This is a genomic window from Limimaricola sp. G21655-S1, from assembly GCF_027213785.1.
Lineage (GTDB): Bacteria > Pseudomonadota > Alphaproteobacteria > Rhodobacterales > Rhodobacteraceae > Limimaricola.
Genome location: NZ_JAPWGO010000024.1, coordinates 1 through 15519 on the forward strand (window position 1 = coordinate 1; position 15519 = coordinate 15519).

Annotated in this window: 14 protein-coding genes; 7 read left to right on the forward strand and 7 right to left on the reverse strand. The window is 63.2% G+C overall.

The features are described 5' to 3' along the window. Positions 1-129: 129 nt before the first annotated feature. Complete coding sequence (locus O4G76_RS17645; protein WP_269398556.1) at positions 130-3474, reverse strand: DEAD/DEAH box helicase; 3345 nt, start codon at positions 3472-3474, stop codon at positions 130-132. Then, the gene (locus O4G76_RS17650) at positions 3467-4255 is read right to left on the reverse strand and encodes a hypothetical protein (protein ID WP_269398557.1); all 789 of its coding nucleotides are present in this window, start codon (positions 4253-4255) and stop codon (positions 3467-3469) included. Before O4G76_RS17650 ends, O4G76_RS17645 begins: the two co-directional genes overlap by 8 nt. A gap of 372 nt (positions 4256-4627) precedes the next feature. On the opposite strand from O4G76_RS17650, the gene O4G76_RS17655 reads away from it, so the two are divergent. After that, entirely contained in the window at positions 4628-5125 is a 498-nt protein-coding gene (locus O4G76_RS17655) for a DNA-binding protein (RefSeq protein ID WP_269398558.1), read from the forward strand. A 2-nt stretch (positions 5126-5127) separates the two neighbouring features. Here O4G76_RS17655 and O4G76_RS17660 read toward each other — a convergent pair whose 3' ends face one another. Then, positions 5128-6759, reverse strand: a complete 1632-nt coding sequence (locus O4G76_RS17660) for a hypothetical protein (RefSeq protein ID WP_269398559.1) — start codon at positions 6757-6759, stop codon at positions 5128-5130. Positions 6760-7423: 664 nt separating this feature from the next. On the opposite strand from O4G76_RS17660, the gene O4G76_RS17665 reads away from it, so the two are divergent. The 4 genes from O4G76_RS17665 to O4G76_RS17680 all read left to right on the forward strand — a co-directional run bounded on the left by O4G76_RS17665 (position 7424) and on the right by O4G76_RS17680 (position 10588). Further along, the gene (locus O4G76_RS17665) at positions 7424-7987 is read left to right on the forward strand and encodes a hypothetical protein (protein ID WP_269398560.1); all 564 of its coding nucleotides are present in this window, start codon (positions 7424-7426) and stop codon (positions 7985-7987) included. Beyond that, positions 7984-8457: a hypothetical protein gene (locus O4G76_RS17670; protein ID WP_269398561.1), complete on the forward strand. Its 474-nt coding sequence runs from the start codon at positions 7984-7986 to the stop codon at positions 8455-8457. Before O4G76_RS17665 ends, O4G76_RS17670 begins: the two co-directional genes overlap by 4 nt. A gap of 242 nt (positions 8458-8699) precedes the next feature. Further along, positions 8700-8840 carry a hypothetical protein gene (locus O4G76_RS17675; protein ID WP_269398562.1) on the forward strand — a complete coding sequence of 47 codons (141 nt, stop codon included), beginning with the start codon at positions 8700-8702 and terminating at the stop codon, positions 8838-8840. Next, the gene (locus tag O4G76_RS17680) at positions 8837-10588 is read left to right on the forward strand and encodes a recombinase family protein (protein ID WP_269398563.1); all 1752 of its coding nucleotides are present in this window, start codon (positions 8837-8839) and stop codon (positions 10586-10588) included. Before O4G76_RS17675 ends, O4G76_RS17680 begins: the two co-directional genes overlap by 4 nt. Before the next feature lie 70 nt (positions 10589-10658). Here the strand turns inward: O4G76_RS17680 and O4G76_RS17685 are convergent, their stop codons facing one another. The 3 genes from O4G76_RS17685 to O4G76_RS17695 form a co-directional block, all read right to left on the reverse strand. Further along, a complete protein-coding gene (locus tag O4G76_RS17685) occupies positions 10659-11327 on the reverse strand; it encodes a transmembrane anchor protein (protein ID WP_269398564.1) in 669 nt (222 codons plus the stop codon). Positions 11328-11377: 50 nt separating this feature from the next. Further along, entirely contained in the window at positions 11378-12106 is a 729-nt protein-coding gene (locus O4G76_RS17690) for a HupE/UreJ family protein (protein WP_269398565.1), read from the reverse strand. 62 nt (positions 12107-12168) lie between these two features. Then, positions 12169-12522, reverse strand: coding sequence for a hypothetical protein (locus O4G76_RS17695; RefSeq protein ID WP_269398566.1), 354 nt, complete (start codon positions 12520-12522; stop codon positions 12169-12171). Between the two features lie 85 nt (positions 12523-12607). Here O4G76_RS17695 and O4G76_RS17700 point away from each other — a divergent pair, with 85 nt between their 5' ends. Together O4G76_RS17700 and O4G76_RS17705 are read left to right on the forward strand one after the other, a co-directional pair. Further along, positions 12608-12868: a metal-sensing transcriptional repressor gene (locus O4G76_RS17700; RefSeq protein WP_269398567.1), complete on the forward strand. Its 261-nt coding sequence runs from the start codon at positions 12608-12610 to the stop codon at positions 12866-12868. Positions 12869-12875: 7 nt separating this feature from the next. Continuing rightward, complete coding sequence (locus O4G76_RS17705; protein WP_269398585.1) at positions 12876-14198, forward strand: MFS transporter; 1323 nt, start codon at positions 12876-12878, stop codon at positions 14196-14198. Positions 14199-14502: 304 nt separating this feature from the next. Here the strand turns inward: O4G76_RS17705 and O4G76_RS17710 are convergent, their stop codons facing one another. Next, positions 14503-15459 carry an MBL fold metallo-hydrolase gene (locus O4G76_RS17710; RefSeq protein WP_269398568.1) on the reverse strand — a complete coding sequence of 319 codons (957 nt, stop codon included), beginning with the start codon at positions 15457-15459 and terminating at the stop codon, positions 14503-14505. Positions 15460-15519: the final 60 nt, after the last annotated feature.

Here is a 15519-nt window from a genome sequence, read left to right on the forward strand (position 1 = left end):
GACGGGACAGGCGTTCGCGCTCTTTCCAATGGCCGTTATTCTGCGCTCGCGAACGGGAGTTTTTCCACGGAATCGGCGGAAAGCGGTCGTTCGCTGCACCTGCTCGCCGCTCTCTTAGCCTCGTTGTCACTAATGAGGGTTGCCGAATGGACCCAAGTCAATATTTGAGACCGCTTCGACAGCTTCTTTGAGGTTCTTCCCCGCGCGAACCCTCTCCTTGAGATTTTCGAGCGTCTCACCGCTTTCTGATGCAGCCACATGCGGGCGCACCTCCTCGAACGCGCGATGGGTTGCCCTTCGAGGTAAACCTCCCGCCGACATCGAAAATGCTGCCATCTCTGCATCTCGAAGCCCTCGTCGAACGCAGACATGAGCGAGGAGGAGGGGGCCAGCACCTTCCACCGTATTCGGCTCAGATCCTCCTAACGTGAATATCTGCATTATACGAGAAGGCAAACCCATCACGTGCGCCAAGTCGGGGATCATGCGAATGACAAACTTGCGTGCGTCGGGCGAGAACTCCGCCGAAGCTCTATTCGGCGATACCGTCTGCTGGATTTCTTTCAGTGGCGCGCCGTCCATCCATTGTTGCAGCATCGCCTCAAGCTTGGGGACCGCGTACCTCGCTTTCTCTTCATCCGATTCCAAGTCTCCATAGGTCTTCCCAAAGAGATCTTCGAAGGTCGAGGGCTTAATCATTCGGAAAAGGTGACGCGGATTGGCCTTCATCCATGAGAACATCCACGCGCAGATCCCGGCCACCGTGCTTGCCATGTCATCTTGGGCGTCGGCAAGCGCGTCAGACAAAGCTTTGAGCACGTCCTCTGGGAGACCCACCATGGAGGCGAGGTCTCGGTATCTCTGATCCAGCATGACAGCATCTTCATCGGCGCCGGACATGACAGACAGGGCGGCCTCCGTACGGCTCGCGACCCACTGTTCGTCACCCGCCTTACGCTTTAGGAACGCCGTGAGGCTTCGGGACAGATCGACCCGAGGCGAGCCTCCGTCTTGGCCATCTGAGGGCGTTTCCATTAGACGGCTAACGACATACCGCTCCAGATCTCCGGCGTCCTCCGCCTTGTGATGGACACGGTCCATGACGGCTTCGAATGGGTCCTCGAGCACCAAGCACTGATCGGACTGGCTGAAGACCTCCCGAAGCTGCGTCCATTGCTCACCAATCGTTCCCTCTTCATCTGACAGGGGAACAACCTTTCCAGGAACAATCAGCACGATACCCGACGCACTTTGACCCGCGCGTCCTGCCCGCCCAGCGGCATTCAGCAACGCAGCGGCATCAAGAAGATCGCGACGTTTCGTTTCACGATCGAAGCGACTGTCTTCAGCGATGATCACCAAATCGGCAGGAAGATTCATTCCTTGCGCCAAGGTCGGGGTCGCTGCGAGTACCCGCAGGCCGTCGTCCCTACCGTAAAGCCTCTCCGCCAAATCTCTTTCGTAAGGAAGCAAAAGGCCGTGATGCGCCGTAGCGGCGCTTTGCAGAAGACCGTTCTCGACGGCGAGATATACACCGCCCGCGTCGCCCATTTCATCAACTGCCGTCTCGTATAGGTCCTTTTCGGCTGTAGTGAGTTCGGTCGGTGGAGCGTCGATGAGCGCCGATGCCTTTTTGGCGATAGACCATGCGTTCGGGATTGACTGAGAGAAAACGAGGGTCCGGAGGCCAGCCTTCGATGCCGATGCCGCGATGTGCGACGCAAGCTCGCCCGAGTTTGGGGTGAGGCTCCAGTAGTTGTTCGCCGTCAGCCGAACCTGATGATCCAAGAGCGAAAGCAGGGCGTAATCGTCGCGTTTCATCGAGGCCCATGTCTGTTTCAGACTGAACAGTCCTAATGGGGACGCGTTTAGATCCCTCTTGAGCCCTACAGGCGGGAATTTTGTCGTCTTGTTCCTCCACGCCTCCCCAATTTTCTGGTTCAGATGTTCGATCTCGTTTGCTTGGTAGACGACGCAGCCCCGCAACTGCCGGGTTGGTTTCCAAACGTCGTCAAGGGGAATTGATCGACGCCCTTTCAGTTCTACCCCAGTCAGCTCCCCAAGCCATTCAGCAATTTCCGCCGTGTTCTTCATCATCGCGGATAAGAGGACGAGGTCAGCCTCCGGGGCGACTCGCGTAAAGCGAATTAGGCAGAGCATCGCGTCGATGGCTCGCCGATCCCCGTCAGTCTTCGGATGAATCAAATGGCATTCGTCGAAGATCAGCAATCCGACATTCGCGAAGCTATTAGGCTCGATGTGACTCGCGTAGAGGCATGCCTCCGGGGTCATGACGAGTATGTCAGGCAGCTCTTCGAGCAGCGTGCCTTCCTCAAACTCCTCTGCCCGCTGTCCCTTAACATTGGTGTTCGGGAAGGCGGCCCGCAGATCCCGGGCCGTCTGATCGACCAGCGCATGGGTCGGCGCGAGGAAAACCACCTTTAGGTTTCGCAGGAGAGCTGCGTGGATCTTCAGCTGAGCGGTAGTCGATTTACCTGCGCCCGTTGGAAAGCCAACAGCACAGGATGTCCCCGGTTCGAGATAGCCTGCCCTGATTGCGGCAAGATGGTTAGTCCAGAGGTAAGGCCTCTTCTTCGCGATTCGTGCCATCGAATTATGCCAGCGATCCGCAGGCACACCGTCCGGCGGATTGATATTGATGACTGCCGCCTCGAGAAGTGCCGAAGTCGCCGTTTCGAGAAGCCGCGCCAAGTGGAACGGACCTGGAAACGAGGCAATCGGCATCGGCGGCAAGCCTTCGATTGCAATGGCATCGTCTGGTTTCGCTGACTTGGCGACGCCACGAAAGATCGCGGCAGGTCGGTCCCGATCCGCGTCCGGAATGCCTCCCAAAACAGCCGCGATGGCACGGACGCCTTCGAGAAGTCGATGGTACAATGCATTCGCGGCTCGCGTGCCATCGACGCCTTCGCCAGCGACCAGCTCGGTGACCGGACGTCGCTCTTGGTTGAGGATTGTCCCAATCATTCCACGCGCTAACCAGCCAAGGTTCAGTACGAGTTCGTGCTGAAGCCGATCTTCCGCCTGTGACCGAAGCGCCCGCGCGACCTCGGTGGCGTCGGCAGACGAGCCTGCGATCAAAAAAAGCAGCATTGCGGAGACGTCGGAACTGATCGCGTCCGCTGTGAATACAGTAGTCCTCGGAGCCAAGCCCAGAAGAGCTTCGGCTTGGTGAACAAGCTGATGCGCGGACGCTGCCACGAAGCTTGCAGCGCGACGGTTTTCGCGCTCAGGACTCGTCGTAACCAACACCTCATTGGTCGCGGCAAGCTTACGCGCAAAAACGATGGTCTCGCTGATGTCGCCCGCAGGAGTCTCGGTATCGCGCAATACGATGCGGGCCGACACGATCTCGGCAAACGCTTGCGACAGTTGTTCCGGCAACCGATCTCGATCGAGGCCGGGAAGGTCTGGGGCGGATCGGATCAGATCGGCCGTCCTCTCGTCATACATTGATGGCGGCCTCCTCGGCATTGATGATGGCGGTTGCCCTGACGGCGATAGTTTCGAACCAGGGCCGGAGATTCTGAACTTGGAAGGCCTCCGCCCGGCGACGGTCGATCGCGCCGGCGACTGCCGCCTCGTAGCCCTTGTAGAGAGCCTTGAGGCCTTTCTCCGAAGCGTGCGTGTCGTCGATCGTTACCGCAACCCGGTAGGCCCGCTTCTCCGTCCACAAGATGGCGGCCACCACGGCATCGGGATTAGGATGCCCAGCACCCGCAAGCAACGTTGAGACACCATCGATGAGTTCGGCATCCCGTCTGCCCGTCTCAAAGTCTTGAAACTCGGGCCAAACCCGATCCCGAACCATAGCTCGAGCATTCCCCGTTGCCTTCTCCTCAGAGACCACTACCCGGGCGATCTCCGTGTCGTCGAACTCAACCAAGAGCCCATCGAGGCCCTTGTCCGCATGTCGCATATGTGGCGACCGGATCATGCCCGGCCTGCCTGCGCGGTGCGCGGCAATCCACGAAATCACTTGGAACATCCAACCATCACGATGGGCCGGATCACCACTTGGGCCAAGTTTGAGTAGGTTCCGCGCACTTTCATAGCCACCCATTGGGAAATTGATGTCAACTAAACTGTCCTCGTGCAGAATGCGCTCAGCAACTCGGGCTTGGCCAATGGCCACGCGAGCAAGCAGCCCTGCCAAAGCATTTTCGTCTTCGATCCTCCAAGTGGACCCAGACCATAGCTCACGCTCTCGGATGGGTGTCAGCGCAATTACCATGGTGGTCAGTCATCCTGCTTGGGTGCGAGTATTGCCCAGGGAGCGTCGATCCGGCAAAAACTGAGGAGTGCTCCCGGCCCGTTATAACGCTGCGGAGAGTGGTCCTCACCCAATCGAATTGCAGCACTCGGAGCGTGTCTCAACACGTTCCTAACTGAAAGGCGATAAAACAGGCAATCAATGTCGCTGCGTCACAGCATCTACTCCTCGTTGAATGTCCGCTTAGGGCCGTTCGCACCTCGATTGAGCATGAGCATGAGCATGAGCATGAGCATGAGCATGAGCATGCTGCGGTCTCGGGTCCGCCATGCAATATTTTGGCGTCGACGCTGCTGAACCAACCTCCTGATCACCAGCGATTAGGAGAACGTCATGCCTCAGAAACCCGCTTATTCCGAGCCCGAGATCATTGCAGCAGGCATGACCCTGCGCATGCAAGGCATCGAGCCGACCCAAGCCAGCCTGTACAGGGCGCTGGATTGCAGGGGGCACCCCTCAACACACTGGAAGGCCTGGCTGCGGCATGTTTCTGGAGCGAACGACAACTGCCCTCCCCTCTTCGAGGGTGCCCCTGAAGCGATGTCGGCGGAGATGACCGAAGTCCATCGTATGCACGGAATGGCACTGGCCAAGATCCGCGAGTGCACTGCCCGTGAAGCCGTGGAGCCCTTGAACAGGCGGATTACCGCGCTGGACAAAGCGCTGGATGACATCTGCAAGGATCGCGATCAATTGCAGGACCTCGTCGATGTCCTTTACGAGGAGATCAGCACTCTCCGAGCGGCCAACGAGACTTTGCAGCGTGCAGCGGCGCCGCAGCCGTCTCTCATCCTGCCGACCCCGCCCAAGCCGCCGAGAGGAGCGATCTGAGTTCATTCGATCGCCTCGTCCCCAAGACCAGCTCTCGGCACTCTGGCATGGACCGCGACGGTCTCTTTCACAGCCTTCTTGGTCAGCTCCTCCAAGTTCTGCCTGGCGGTCGCGCGGTCGTCTTTGCCGGTCAACCGATCAATGATCTGGAGAGCAAACTGATGCACTGCGCCGAAGGCGTCCGAGGCCTTGCGGACGGCTTCAAATGCGTCGCGCAACTCTTTGCGGGCTGACGCGCGTGCATCCGCAAGCCCGTCAGCGGCCGCCTTCGCGCGAGCTTCACTCAGGCTCCTGCTAATGCGTCCCGCGGTTGCCCACGCAGCTGCGGGCGCCGCTTTCATTCGTGCCATGATATCGGGCCACGCACTGTCGTTCCTGGCTGCCGCGGTCGAGCGCATGCCGGGGCTCGTGCTGGTCTCATCGTATACGGCAAGACCCGCCGTCATCGCCTCGACCGTCGCCAGGGAGGCATCCAGTTCCGTAGCGCGCTTCATGCTGAGTTTGTCTCGCTCATCCACCTTCTCCTCTCGGCATTGCACCTTGGCCTCGCGATCCGCAGCCTGGGCCTCCCGGACATTCAACGCGCCTTCGCGAGCAGTGAGGCCAGCTGTGGCTGCTGCTGTTTCCTTGGCTTCCAGGGCCGTTTTCTCGGCTGCCTCCCGCAGCTTCTCGCTGCGCTCATCAAGCGATGCAGTGAGATCCGTGAGCTGGGCTTCCCGCGCATCGAGATCGCCCTCACGCGCATCGATATCCGCTTCCCGCTCGTCGAGCAGGGCAGCGATGCCCGAGAGGGCTTTTCTGTGGTTCCGGCTGTCCTCCAGATCGACGGCCGTGCGTGCCCGCTCCTCGGCGGCTTGCATCGCCCTCATGTAGTCCGAGCGGGTCAGACGCTCGCGCTTCGGCCCGTACCGCAGCAGTCCGACCTTGGAAAACACCTCCCGATGCAGGTCGCCTTGCCACTCTCGCATCGCATCGCAGTAGGCCCGCTTGGACTGCTGAAACAGGTCGGTACCGCGCTTGCATCGCGCGCCATGTCGCTTGCGGAAATCGTCCAGTGCCGCGCGTCCCGGATGCAGTGCATTGACCGAGCCGCGGACCCGGTCGAGCCCGTAAAGATGCATGTGCAGATGATGTTCGTCGTAGTGGATCACCGCCATCGCAAACTCGCCACCGGCGGCCTCGATCCGGCTCTGTTCGAACGTCTTGGCCATACGGAAAACGCTCATGCATTCGCGCATCTTCTCCGGGTCGGCGAGCGCCTCCTCGGCCGTCACCGGCAGCGAGATGACCGAGGTATAGAGGCTGTGCGTGTCCGCCCGCAGCTGGCGCCGCCGGGTCGAGGTCTTGCCGGTTTTCTTGTCCCGATAGGGGAACGAAAGTTTGACCGTCGAGGCCGCCTCGTGCGCCTTTCGCAACTCGTCGAAGGAGCGGCAGGTGCCCTCCAAGACCAGAGGCTTTCGGCCGGTATAGGGTACGTGCTCGCAGGCATCCGGGACGCGCTCTGCCTCGTCGATGATCTGCTGCGCCGACCAGCTGCGCTGCCCATTGCGTCGCACCGTTTCCTGGCGTCCGTTCTGAACCGCGCCGCCTTGACGGGACCATGTCTCCATGTGAGCAAATTGATAGCCCTGCATTCCTGTGTTCTTTCCGTGCCGAGTGATTGCGTCGACGCGGAATTAGTCCCTCGAGGGTGATGCAAAAAACGAACCGGGCCGTCGGGACATCCTTTCGAAACCAGCCCTGCGGGGCTGCGGGAGAAAAGGTGTAGGGACCGACTTTGCGTATTGCGAGACGCCCCTTCGGGGCTCAATACGCGCCGGCCCTCCGGGGGCTCTCCGAGGGCCCTGCCCGGGAGGCTCCTGCGCGGAGGGCGGCAGGGTCATCGCTCGCCGCTCCCCCTCCAACCCCCTGGCGCCTCCCGGCGGGCTCGGGTCATCGTTCCGCACTGCCCCAACACCCCCTTGCTCCCGGGAGAGCGTCGTTCCGCACTCCTCCCCCAAACCCCCGCCTGCTCGCGCTCCCCGCGCCGGGTCGAAAGGGCCCGGCAGCGCCGCGACACCCACCGGGGTCGCTCTGCTGCCTCACCCTCTCGACGCTCTCCCGAAATCGCCTGACGGCGAAGAACGGCGCCCCGTCGAGGCATGTGCAATCGGTCTGAAACGGGATCCCGCAAGGAGGCCAAGGCTCCTCCGCCGTGCGCGCGCTTTGTGACGCGCACGACGGACGACCTCGGCCGGAAAGGTGAGAGAGGAAGGCCGCTCGGGCGTGTCGGCAACGAAGCTGACAAGGAGAGCAAACATGCTCGACATACTGCAATACGACCCGCGGATGAGCGCCGCCTGGCGGGATCATCTGAGCCACGGGGACATCGTGCTTTTCAAGTTCCCGCTCGCCGAGGAAGGCGAGACCGCGAAGCCGAAGGCCCGCCCCTGCCTGGTGCTCGACATCGAGCAGATCGGCGACCAAACTTACGCGCTGCTGGCTTACGGCACGACCTCGCGGCGCAAGTCGAACGTCGGCGACGCGGTGCATGTCCGCAAGCGTGCCGATTACATCGCGGCAGGGCTGCACGAGCCCACCCGCTTCGTCGGTGCGCGGCGCCTCCTCGTCGCGCTGACGCATAGCGGTTTCGTGCTCGACCGGCAGTTGGAGTCGCCCGTGCTCGGCCGCATCGACGGCGAGATCTACGAGCGCATGAACGAGGTGCGGGGCCGCATTCACGCGCTGCGGGACATCCGCGATGAGAGGCGCCGCACGCGCGGACCGCTCCGCCGAAAGGTCCTCGTTCGAGGTCGCGACTTCGCCCTCGAACCCCGAGACCCGAGCCGACCTGCATCGCTCCAAACGGGAGATCACGCATGAGCTCGTGCACTCCGACAGGCGCCGAGCTGTCCTCGATCGAGGCGCTGGCCGCGCATGCCCTCGCCCAGAGCCGGAGCGCCCTGCCCCACTTGCGGGGAAACTCCGCCGTCAGGCTGCATGGCGGATCCGGACAGCTCGCCCGGTCCATCGCCGACGCGATCGAACGCCGCGAGATCTTCGAGTCCGCGGTGGCGTGGGATCTGCATGAACTCATCGAAGACCTCAACGACGAGATCGGTCGCCTGATCGTGCAGGTGGCAAATTGGTCCGACGACGAATGCGACGTCTCGGGCCTCAGCTGGATCGAGACGTACTGGCCGCCGGAGGCGCTCCGGCTGGCGACGCTCCGTAGTGAACTGTCAGTATTTCGCGACGCCATCGACGCCGTCATCGATCGGCGGGATCTCGACCAGATCCTGGCCTCGGGCCGACGGCGAACCGCGCAGCTGGCACGCCCTGCAAACCGGTAACGCACATGGCACGCCCTCGAAGGCGTGCCACCCTTGAGGCCGGACCCCCGGCCATCGATGCGCCGCCCCGGATCAGGCGGCGCAGGCGCGCCGACGACACTTCTCCTGCTGCTGGGATGTCGGCGCGCCAACTTTTTTCGGTTCGAACGAAGATTCTTACGGTCGTCGTTTCCGCGGGAAAACGGATCGCACGATTTACAGATTACCACCGCACAGGTGGGGGAAAAATCTGGAGATCGAAAATGACGACCAAGCCCAGCACGCTCACTGCCGCCAACGACAACCCCGGCGGCGCCACCTCCACCAACATCCGCCTGACGGCGTTCGTGACCGTCATGGCCAAGGCCTACGTGGCCGCCCGCAAGAAGGACTCCGTGGCATGACCACTTCGACCCGTGCAACCCGCACCGCCGCTGCCTCGCTGGATGGACGCCGGCAGAACGCCGATGGCGCGAGCTTTCTCCGAACCCCCGCAGAAGACCACCAGGTGATCCTGCCGAACCGAAAGGCTCGTCGTGCCGCAGCCGCAGGAAAGCCAGCGGCCACTGCTCCCGTTGGAAGGCCGAAGGTCGTGATCTACGCCCGCTATTCCTCTGACAAACAGAGCAAGTACTCCTGTGAAGATCAGATTGCGTTATGCCATGAGACGGCGCGCCTCTGCGATTTCGAGGTCGCGGGTGTCTATCGAGACGAAGCGGCCACTGGACGAACCCCAATAGCGAGACGTCAGGGGATGATGAACCTGAAGGCTCACGTTGCCCGGGGCGGGATCTCGGCCATCATCGTGGAAAGTATCGACCGAATTGGCCGCCGCGCCCGCGACATCCATGAGATCGCAGACTGGTTCGAAAGCCGGGGTGTCGATCTATACGCTGCGAATGGAGGCAAGTGTGATTGGAAGCTTCTGCCCTTCCTGGCCGCATGCGCCGAATTCCAAGCACGTGAGATTGCGGACAAGACCAGGCGCGGGCAGAGCGGGGCCACCGCTCGGGGGCGTGTGGCAGCCGGCTACGCATACGGCTACCGCATCGTCGAAGCCAAGGGACTGAACCGGGAAATCAATCCTGAGGAAGCGGCGGTCGTGCGGCGCATCTTCGATGACTATGCCAGTGGTCTTTCGCCGCGGAAGATCGCGTCGAACCTGAACGAAGAAGGCGTCGCCTCGCCGTCCGGCAGCGCATGGTGCGACAGCACGCTCCGCGGCAACGCCAGGAAGCGTGACGGCCTGCTTCGGAACGAGGCCTATATCGGCAACATCGTCTACGGCCGGAACCGCTTCTCCCGCGACCCGGATACCGGCAATCGCCTGTCACGGCCTGGCGGGGAGCAGGACATCGTTTGGGGTGAATGCCCCGAACTCGCGATCGTCGATGACGAGGTGTGGAACATCGTGCAGGATCGTCTCGAAGCGACCCATGCCGCGCATACGGACCAGGCCGCCCCCCTCAACACGAGCCATCGTGCCAAGTACCTGCTGTCTCGGCTTGTCAAATGCGGCTGCTGTGGAGGCGGCTATACCCTTATCGGCAAGGACCGCTATGGCTGCTACAACAGGAAGTCCAAGGGGATCTCGGTCTGCTCGAACAGCAAGACCATCACCCGGGGCAAACTCGAGGCACGTGCCTTGACACGGCTGCGCGCGGATCTGCTGACGCCTGCCCTTGCCGACCAGTTCACGGCGGAGGTCACTCGACTGCTCGCCGAGGAGGCGACCGGGGAAGGAAGCTCGCTTGCCAACCTTCAAGGCCAGCTCGACAAGGTCACAGGCAAGATCGAGCGCCTGCTCGACCAGCTCGAGGGTGACAACGTAAGCGAAGCCCTACGGGCGCGCTTGGCGGACCGGGAGCAGGAAGGCCAGCGCCTTCGCCTCGAGATCGAGGCAGCACGGATACCTCGGCAAAAGGCTCTCATGCCGACACCCGAGGAGATGAAGGCCATCTACCAGCACAAGGTGCGACAGCTCGATGAGCTTCTGGCCGAGAGCGACCAGATGGTGGAGGCGAACCGGCTGCTCGGCGAAATACTGGGAGCCATCATCGTACGGCCCGATGAGAATGCGAGAGACGGCATGGCCGTCGAGATCCGAGGCGAAGTGCCACAGATTGCTCTCGCCTGGTCAGGTCAGTTCTGACCCGGTGGTGGGCGTCGGATTGGGCGGCAAGCTGCCATTCGCCGCGCGGTGCGGGAATGGCAGCTCTGGTTCAGCTCACGTCCTTGAACTCGGCGTATTCGCCGCGCAGCTGGAGCGTCACGGTGGCATCCTGGTCGTCGCGGTTGCGCCAGAACCAGCCATGCTCGCCATCGAACGCGGCAGGAATGGTGCCCTCGGCCCCAGTCGAGCCACGGCCCTTTTCGTAGGTCACCGACTGGCCGCCGCCATGGCCGTGCAGGTCGAAGTTCACGCGCCCGCCTTCGATGGTCATGACGTATTCGGCGATCTGCCCTTCCTCCATCACCAGCTTCCACTCGGCCGTGTCACCAGGCGCGAGCGTAAAGGTGATCTCGTCGCGCCAGGCGTCGGCAGCCTCAGCCTCCGCAGCTTCCCCGGTCTCTTCGGTCTCCACCGCCGTCTGCGCATGCGCGGTGCCGACGAAGATCCCGAGGAGGTCGTCGAGGAGGCTCGACTGCTCGTCGATGGTCATGTCCATCTGACGATCGGCCTCGGCTTCCTCGGCGAGCTCGGTCTTGATCTCGCCCATCTCGGTAAGACCGAGCACGCTGCCGATGCGGGTCGGGTCGATGCCGTATTCGGCAGGGAGCACTACGCCCACGAGGATCGCGGCGGCCGAGGCGGCGGCGATCAGCGTGGAGCGGGTCAGCTGGGCCGAGCTCGGCAGTTCGTCGAGGCTGGGTTTTTGTCCGTTGAACATAGAATGCTATTCCTTTCTGGTCCTATCGCTTTGCTGCTTGAGGACGAAGGTTAGGCGGCCGGGAAAAGGCCGGCGATTTGGTAGCCCATGAGGATGAAGCCCATGGACATCATGACGACGTTGGCGGTGTAGGCCTGGCGGAAGAAGTTCGGGGACCGGCGCCAATAGCCCATGACGATGAGGATCACGGCGAGCGCCATCACCTGGCCGAGCTCGACGCCGACGTTGAAGGCCAGCAGGTTGGCCAGCAGCCCGTCAGAGGCGATGTCGTAGTCGAGGATCTTGGTGGCGAGGCCGGTGCCGTGGAAGAAGCCGAAGATCAGCGTCGCGATCTTGGTGTTCGGCTGCACCCCGAACCAGCGCTGGTAGGCGCCGAGATTGTCGAGCGCCTTGTAGACAACCGACAGGCCGATGATGGCGTCGATGATGTAGGCGTTCACGCCCCAGCCGAACCAGACGCCGAGCAGCATCGTGGTCGAGTGGCCGAGCGCGAAGAGGCTCACATAGATGCCCACGTCCTTCATCCGGTAGAGGAAGAACACGACGCCGAGCAGGAACAGGATGTGGTCGTATCCGGTCACCATGTGCTTGGCGCCGAGATACATGAAGGGGATGATGTTCACCCCCCAGATCTCCTGGATGTAGCCCGCGTCACCCTCGGTGACGTTGTGGGCGGCCGCGTGGCCCGCGCTCACGAGAAGCGCGGCCAGCGCGATAAGGGACAGGAGGACGGTCCGGCGCATGCCGGGCTCGCTCCAGCCCCGGGGGACTGTAGTCATGGATGGTCTCCACTTGTGTCTTGGTCGATCAGTGCGATGCGCGCATACACGCGCGTGGCCGATCAGCCGCGTGGAGGTCGCTCGATCAGGAAGGTGGGCCTTCGCCGCACGGTGTCCGACCTGAGCCGCCAGGCGGTCCTGTAAACCTCGAACGCCCCTGTCGAGGCAGTGAAGGTCAGCACCGCAGGGCTGTGGTCGTGGTCGGCGCTGTCGTGGCTGTGCCCGTGCATCGCCCAGTAGAGATCTTCCTCGAGGCCATGGGTGTGACCATGCTCCGCCATCATCTCGGCGTGGTCCTGGAGGGTCTCGAAGATCGCCGGGGCATGCGAGGTCGCGGGCATCACGGACCAGATGACGATCGCGAGGCCGAGAAGCCCCGCAAGCGCGCCTTGTCCGATTGTCCGCAAGGAGATCATCGGGTCTGCCTGTCCACTCGCCTCGACTGCGCGACGCCTTGCCTGGCGTCTTGTTCTATCCTCCCCGGGGGGATAGCATCAGCATATGTTGGAATCCCACGCTCACGCAAGTCACCCCGCCCTGATCGCTCGGCTGAAACGCGCCGACGGTCACCTGCGCGCGGTCATCGAGATGCTGGAGGCCGGCAAGCCCTGCCTCGCGGTGGCCCAGCAGCTCCAGGCAGTCGAGAAGGCCGTGGCGAACGCCAAGCGCGCGCTGATCCACGATCACATGGACCATTGCCTCGACACCGAGGGCTCGGCGACCGATCGCGCCGAGCTTCGGGCGATCGCCCGTTATCTCTGAGGGCATGATGCTGGCCATCCTCGCGGATCGCACCTATCGGCATCTCTTCCTCGCGCAGGTGGTCGCACTGCTCGGCACGGGGCTCACCACGGTCGCGCTTGGCCTGCTGGCCTTCGACCTCGCTGGGGACCGGGCCGGGCTGGTGCTCGGGACGGCCTTCACCATCAAGATGGTGGCCTATGTGGGCATCGCGCCGATCGCCGGGGCCTTCGCCGACCGCGTGCCGCGCCGGGCCATGCTGGTGGCGCTCGACCTGCTGCGCGCGGGCGTGGCGCTCGCGCTGCCCTTCGTGACCGAGATCTGGCAGGTCTATGTGTTGATCTTCCTGCTGCAATCGGCTTCGGCCGCGTTCACGCCGACCTTTCAGGCGACGATCCCCGACGTGCTGCCCGAGGAGGACCGCTACACCCGCGCACTGTCGCTGTCACGGCTGGCCTACGACCTCGAGAACATCGTCAGTCCGGTCCTCGCAGGGCTGCTGCTGTCGGTCATCTCCTACAACGCGCTGTTCCTCGGCACCGTCGTGGGGTTCGTTGCCTCGGCTGCCCTGGTCGCCTCAGTGCTGCTGCCGACCCCCGGGCCCTCCGAGCCGCGCGGCATCTATGACCGCTCGACCCGCGGCATCCGCATCTACCTCGCGACGCCGCGCTTGCGCGGGCTCCTGGCGCTGAACCTCGCCGCGGCCGCCGGTGGGGCGATGGTGCTGGTGAACACGGTCGTGCTGGTGCGAGGTGAGCTGGGGCTGCCCGAGAGCGCGCTGGCCTGGACGATGGGCGCCTTTGGGGCGGGGTCGATGCTGGCGGCCCTCGGTCTGCCGAAGCTGCTCGACCGGGTGCCTGACCGCGCGGTCATGCTGGCCGGCGCGACCGCGCTGACTGCGACGTTGGTGCTGCTCGCCGCCGTCATCCTCGCGTTCGGCCTCTCCTGGTCGCTCCTTCTCACCGCTTGGCTCGTCGCGGGAATGGGCTATTCAGCGGTGCTCACGCCATCCGGGCGCCTGTTGCGGCGCTCGGCGCATCCCGAGGATCGCCCGGCCATCTTCGCGGCGCAGTTCGCGCTGAGCCACGCCTGCTGGCTGGTCACCTATCCGCTGGCCGGCCTGCTGATGACGCTGACCGGTGCGCCTACCGCGCTGCTGGTGCTGGCCGTGCTGGCATCCGTCGGCATCCTCGTGGCAACCCGGATGTGGCCCGTGGACGATCCGCAGGCCCTGTCCCACAGCCACGAAGACCTGCCGGCCGGTCACCCGCATCTCGCCGAGCATGGCGGTCCTCACCGCCATGCCCATGCCGTGGTGATCGACCGCCTGCATCCAGAGTGGCCCGCCTGAGCCTCACGCGGCGCGGCTCCGGAGCGCGCCGGCCAAGGCCGCGTGCAGCAAGCGAAAGGTCGCGGACGCTTCCCGGAGGGAAAATGCTTATGGCCCGCTTCGTCTGGTCGAGGCGTGGCCTTGAGTATTGAGTATTGAGTATTGAGTATTGAGTATTGAGTATTGAGTATTGACCAGATGCCTGCTTCGGGCCGATCGCGCCAGTAGACCAAACACTACCAACCGACCTTGCGAAGCCCGTTTCCTGCGTATTCCAAACATTGGAGCAGAATGCTGCGAAGCTCTTGTTTTGTATCCATAGGCATCACTCGAACTCCATCTGCTCGAAGACGCGGCCCGCGTTCTTTGTCGCCAACTCGTCAAAGGTGTCGAGATGCGCGAAGGGGCTCTGGTCGACGTAATAGGCATTCGCCAGATCGCCGCCCGCGTCGAGATGCGCGCCGATCTTCTCGCGCAGCCAGACGAGGTAGTCGCGGGTGTAGCGCCGCACCTGGTCCATGTTGGTCGGGTGTCCATGTCCGGGGATGACATAGGTCGCGCCAAGCGGCTCGAAGGCGGTTTCCCATGTCTCGATCCAGCCACGGGTGTCGGTGTCGGCGAAGACCGGCAGCATGCGCTCGTGGAATGCCATGTCACCCGAGATCACCAGCTTCTGCTCGGGCAGCCAGACCACGATGTCGCCGGGGCTGTGGGCCAGGCCGAGGTAGAGCACTTTGATCGGGAAATCTCCGAAGGGCACGGTGTAGCTGTCCTCGAAGGTCTCGGTCGGACCTTGCAGCCGCGTCGTCTCGAACCGGTCGCGCAGCAGCCGCTCGCCCGCTTGGAACGAAGCGTCGCCGTCTTCCTCGAAAGCGCGCGCCGCCTCCGCATGAGCCAGCACCGGCACGCCTTGGTCGACCCAGTAGCCGTTGCCGAGCATCGCATGACCTTGTCCGTTCTCGTCGATCACCAGCTTCACCGGTTGGGCGGTCACGGCGCGGATTTCGTCGTGCAGGGCGCGGGCCAAGCCGCGGCTGGCACCGGCGTTGACCACCACCACTCCATCGCCGGTGATGATGAAGCTCAGGTTGTTGTTGTGCCCGGCATTCTCGTAGGTCGGCGGTGCGGTGGCGCCGGTGGCGGTCCAGACACCGGGGATGAACTCCACTGGCTTGGCGTAGAGCAGCGAGCCCGGATACTGGTCGGCGATGTCCTCGTCGGCCGGGGCCTCGGTGGCGGCGAACAGCGTCAGGGCGGCCAGCAGGCCGGTGATATTTCTCATCGAAGTCCTCTCCTCCGCTCCGCGGGATGGGCGGGCCGTCTCGCGGGCGAGGATGGTGTG

What these genes read in the sequence shown, in the direction of transcription:
- O4G76_RS17645 (WP_269398556.1), bottom strand. Translation starts at nt 3,474, where the DNA reads ATGTATGACGAGAGGACGGCCGATCTGATCCGATCCGCCCCAGACCTT.
- O4G76_RS17650 (WP_269398557.1), bottom strand. Translation starts at nt 4,255, where the DNA reads ATGGTAATTGCGCTGACACCCATCCGAGAGCGTGAGCTATGGTCTGGG.
- O4G76_RS17655 (WP_269398558.1), top strand. Translation starts at nt 4,628, where the DNA reads ATGCCTCAGAAACCCGCTTATTCCGAGCCCGAGATCATTGCAGCAGGC.
- O4G76_RS17660 (WP_269398559.1), bottom strand. Translation starts at nt 6,759, where the DNA reads ATGCAGGGCTATCAATTTGCTCACATGGAGACATGGTCCCGTCAAGGC.
- O4G76_RS17665 (WP_269398560.1), top strand. Translation starts at nt 7,424, where the DNA reads ATGCTCGACATACTGCAATACGACCCGCGGATGAGCGCCGCCTGGCGG.
- O4G76_RS17670 (WP_269398561.1), top strand. Translation starts at nt 7,984, where the DNA reads ATGAGCTCGTGCACTCCGACAGGCGCCGAGCTGTCCTCGATCGAGGCG.
- O4G76_RS17675 (WP_269398562.1), top strand. Translation starts at nt 8,700, where the DNA reads ATGACGACCAAGCCCAGCACGCTCACTGCCGCCAACGACAACCCCGGC.
- O4G76_RS17680 (WP_269398563.1), top strand. Translation starts at nt 8,837, where the DNA reads ATGACCACTTCGACCCGTGCAACCCGCACCGCCGCTGCCTCGCTGGAT.
- O4G76_RS17685 (WP_269398564.1), bottom strand. Translation starts at nt 11,327, where the DNA reads ATGTTCAACGGACAAAAACCCAGCCTCGACGAACTGCCGAGCTCGGCC.
- O4G76_RS17690 (WP_269398565.1), bottom strand. Translation starts at nt 12,106, where the DNA reads ATGACTACAGTCCCCCGGGGCTGGAGCGAGCCCGGCATGCGCCGGACC.
- O4G76_RS17695 (WP_269398566.1), bottom strand. Translation starts at nt 12,522, where the DNA reads ATGATCTCCTTGCGGACAATCGGACAAGGCGCGCTTGCGGGGCTTCTC.
- O4G76_RS17700 (WP_269398567.1), top strand. Translation starts at nt 12,608, where the DNA reads ATGTTGGAATCCCACGCTCACGCAAGTCACCCCGCCCTGATCGCTCGG.
- O4G76_RS17705 (WP_269398585.1), top strand. Translation starts at nt 12,876, where the DNA reads ATGCTGGCCATCCTCGCGGATCGCACCTATCGGCATCTCTTCCTCGCG.
- O4G76_RS17710 (WP_269398568.1), bottom strand. Translation starts at nt 15,459, where the DNA reads ATGAGAAATATCACCGGCCTGCTGGCCGCCCTGACGCTGTTCGCCGCC.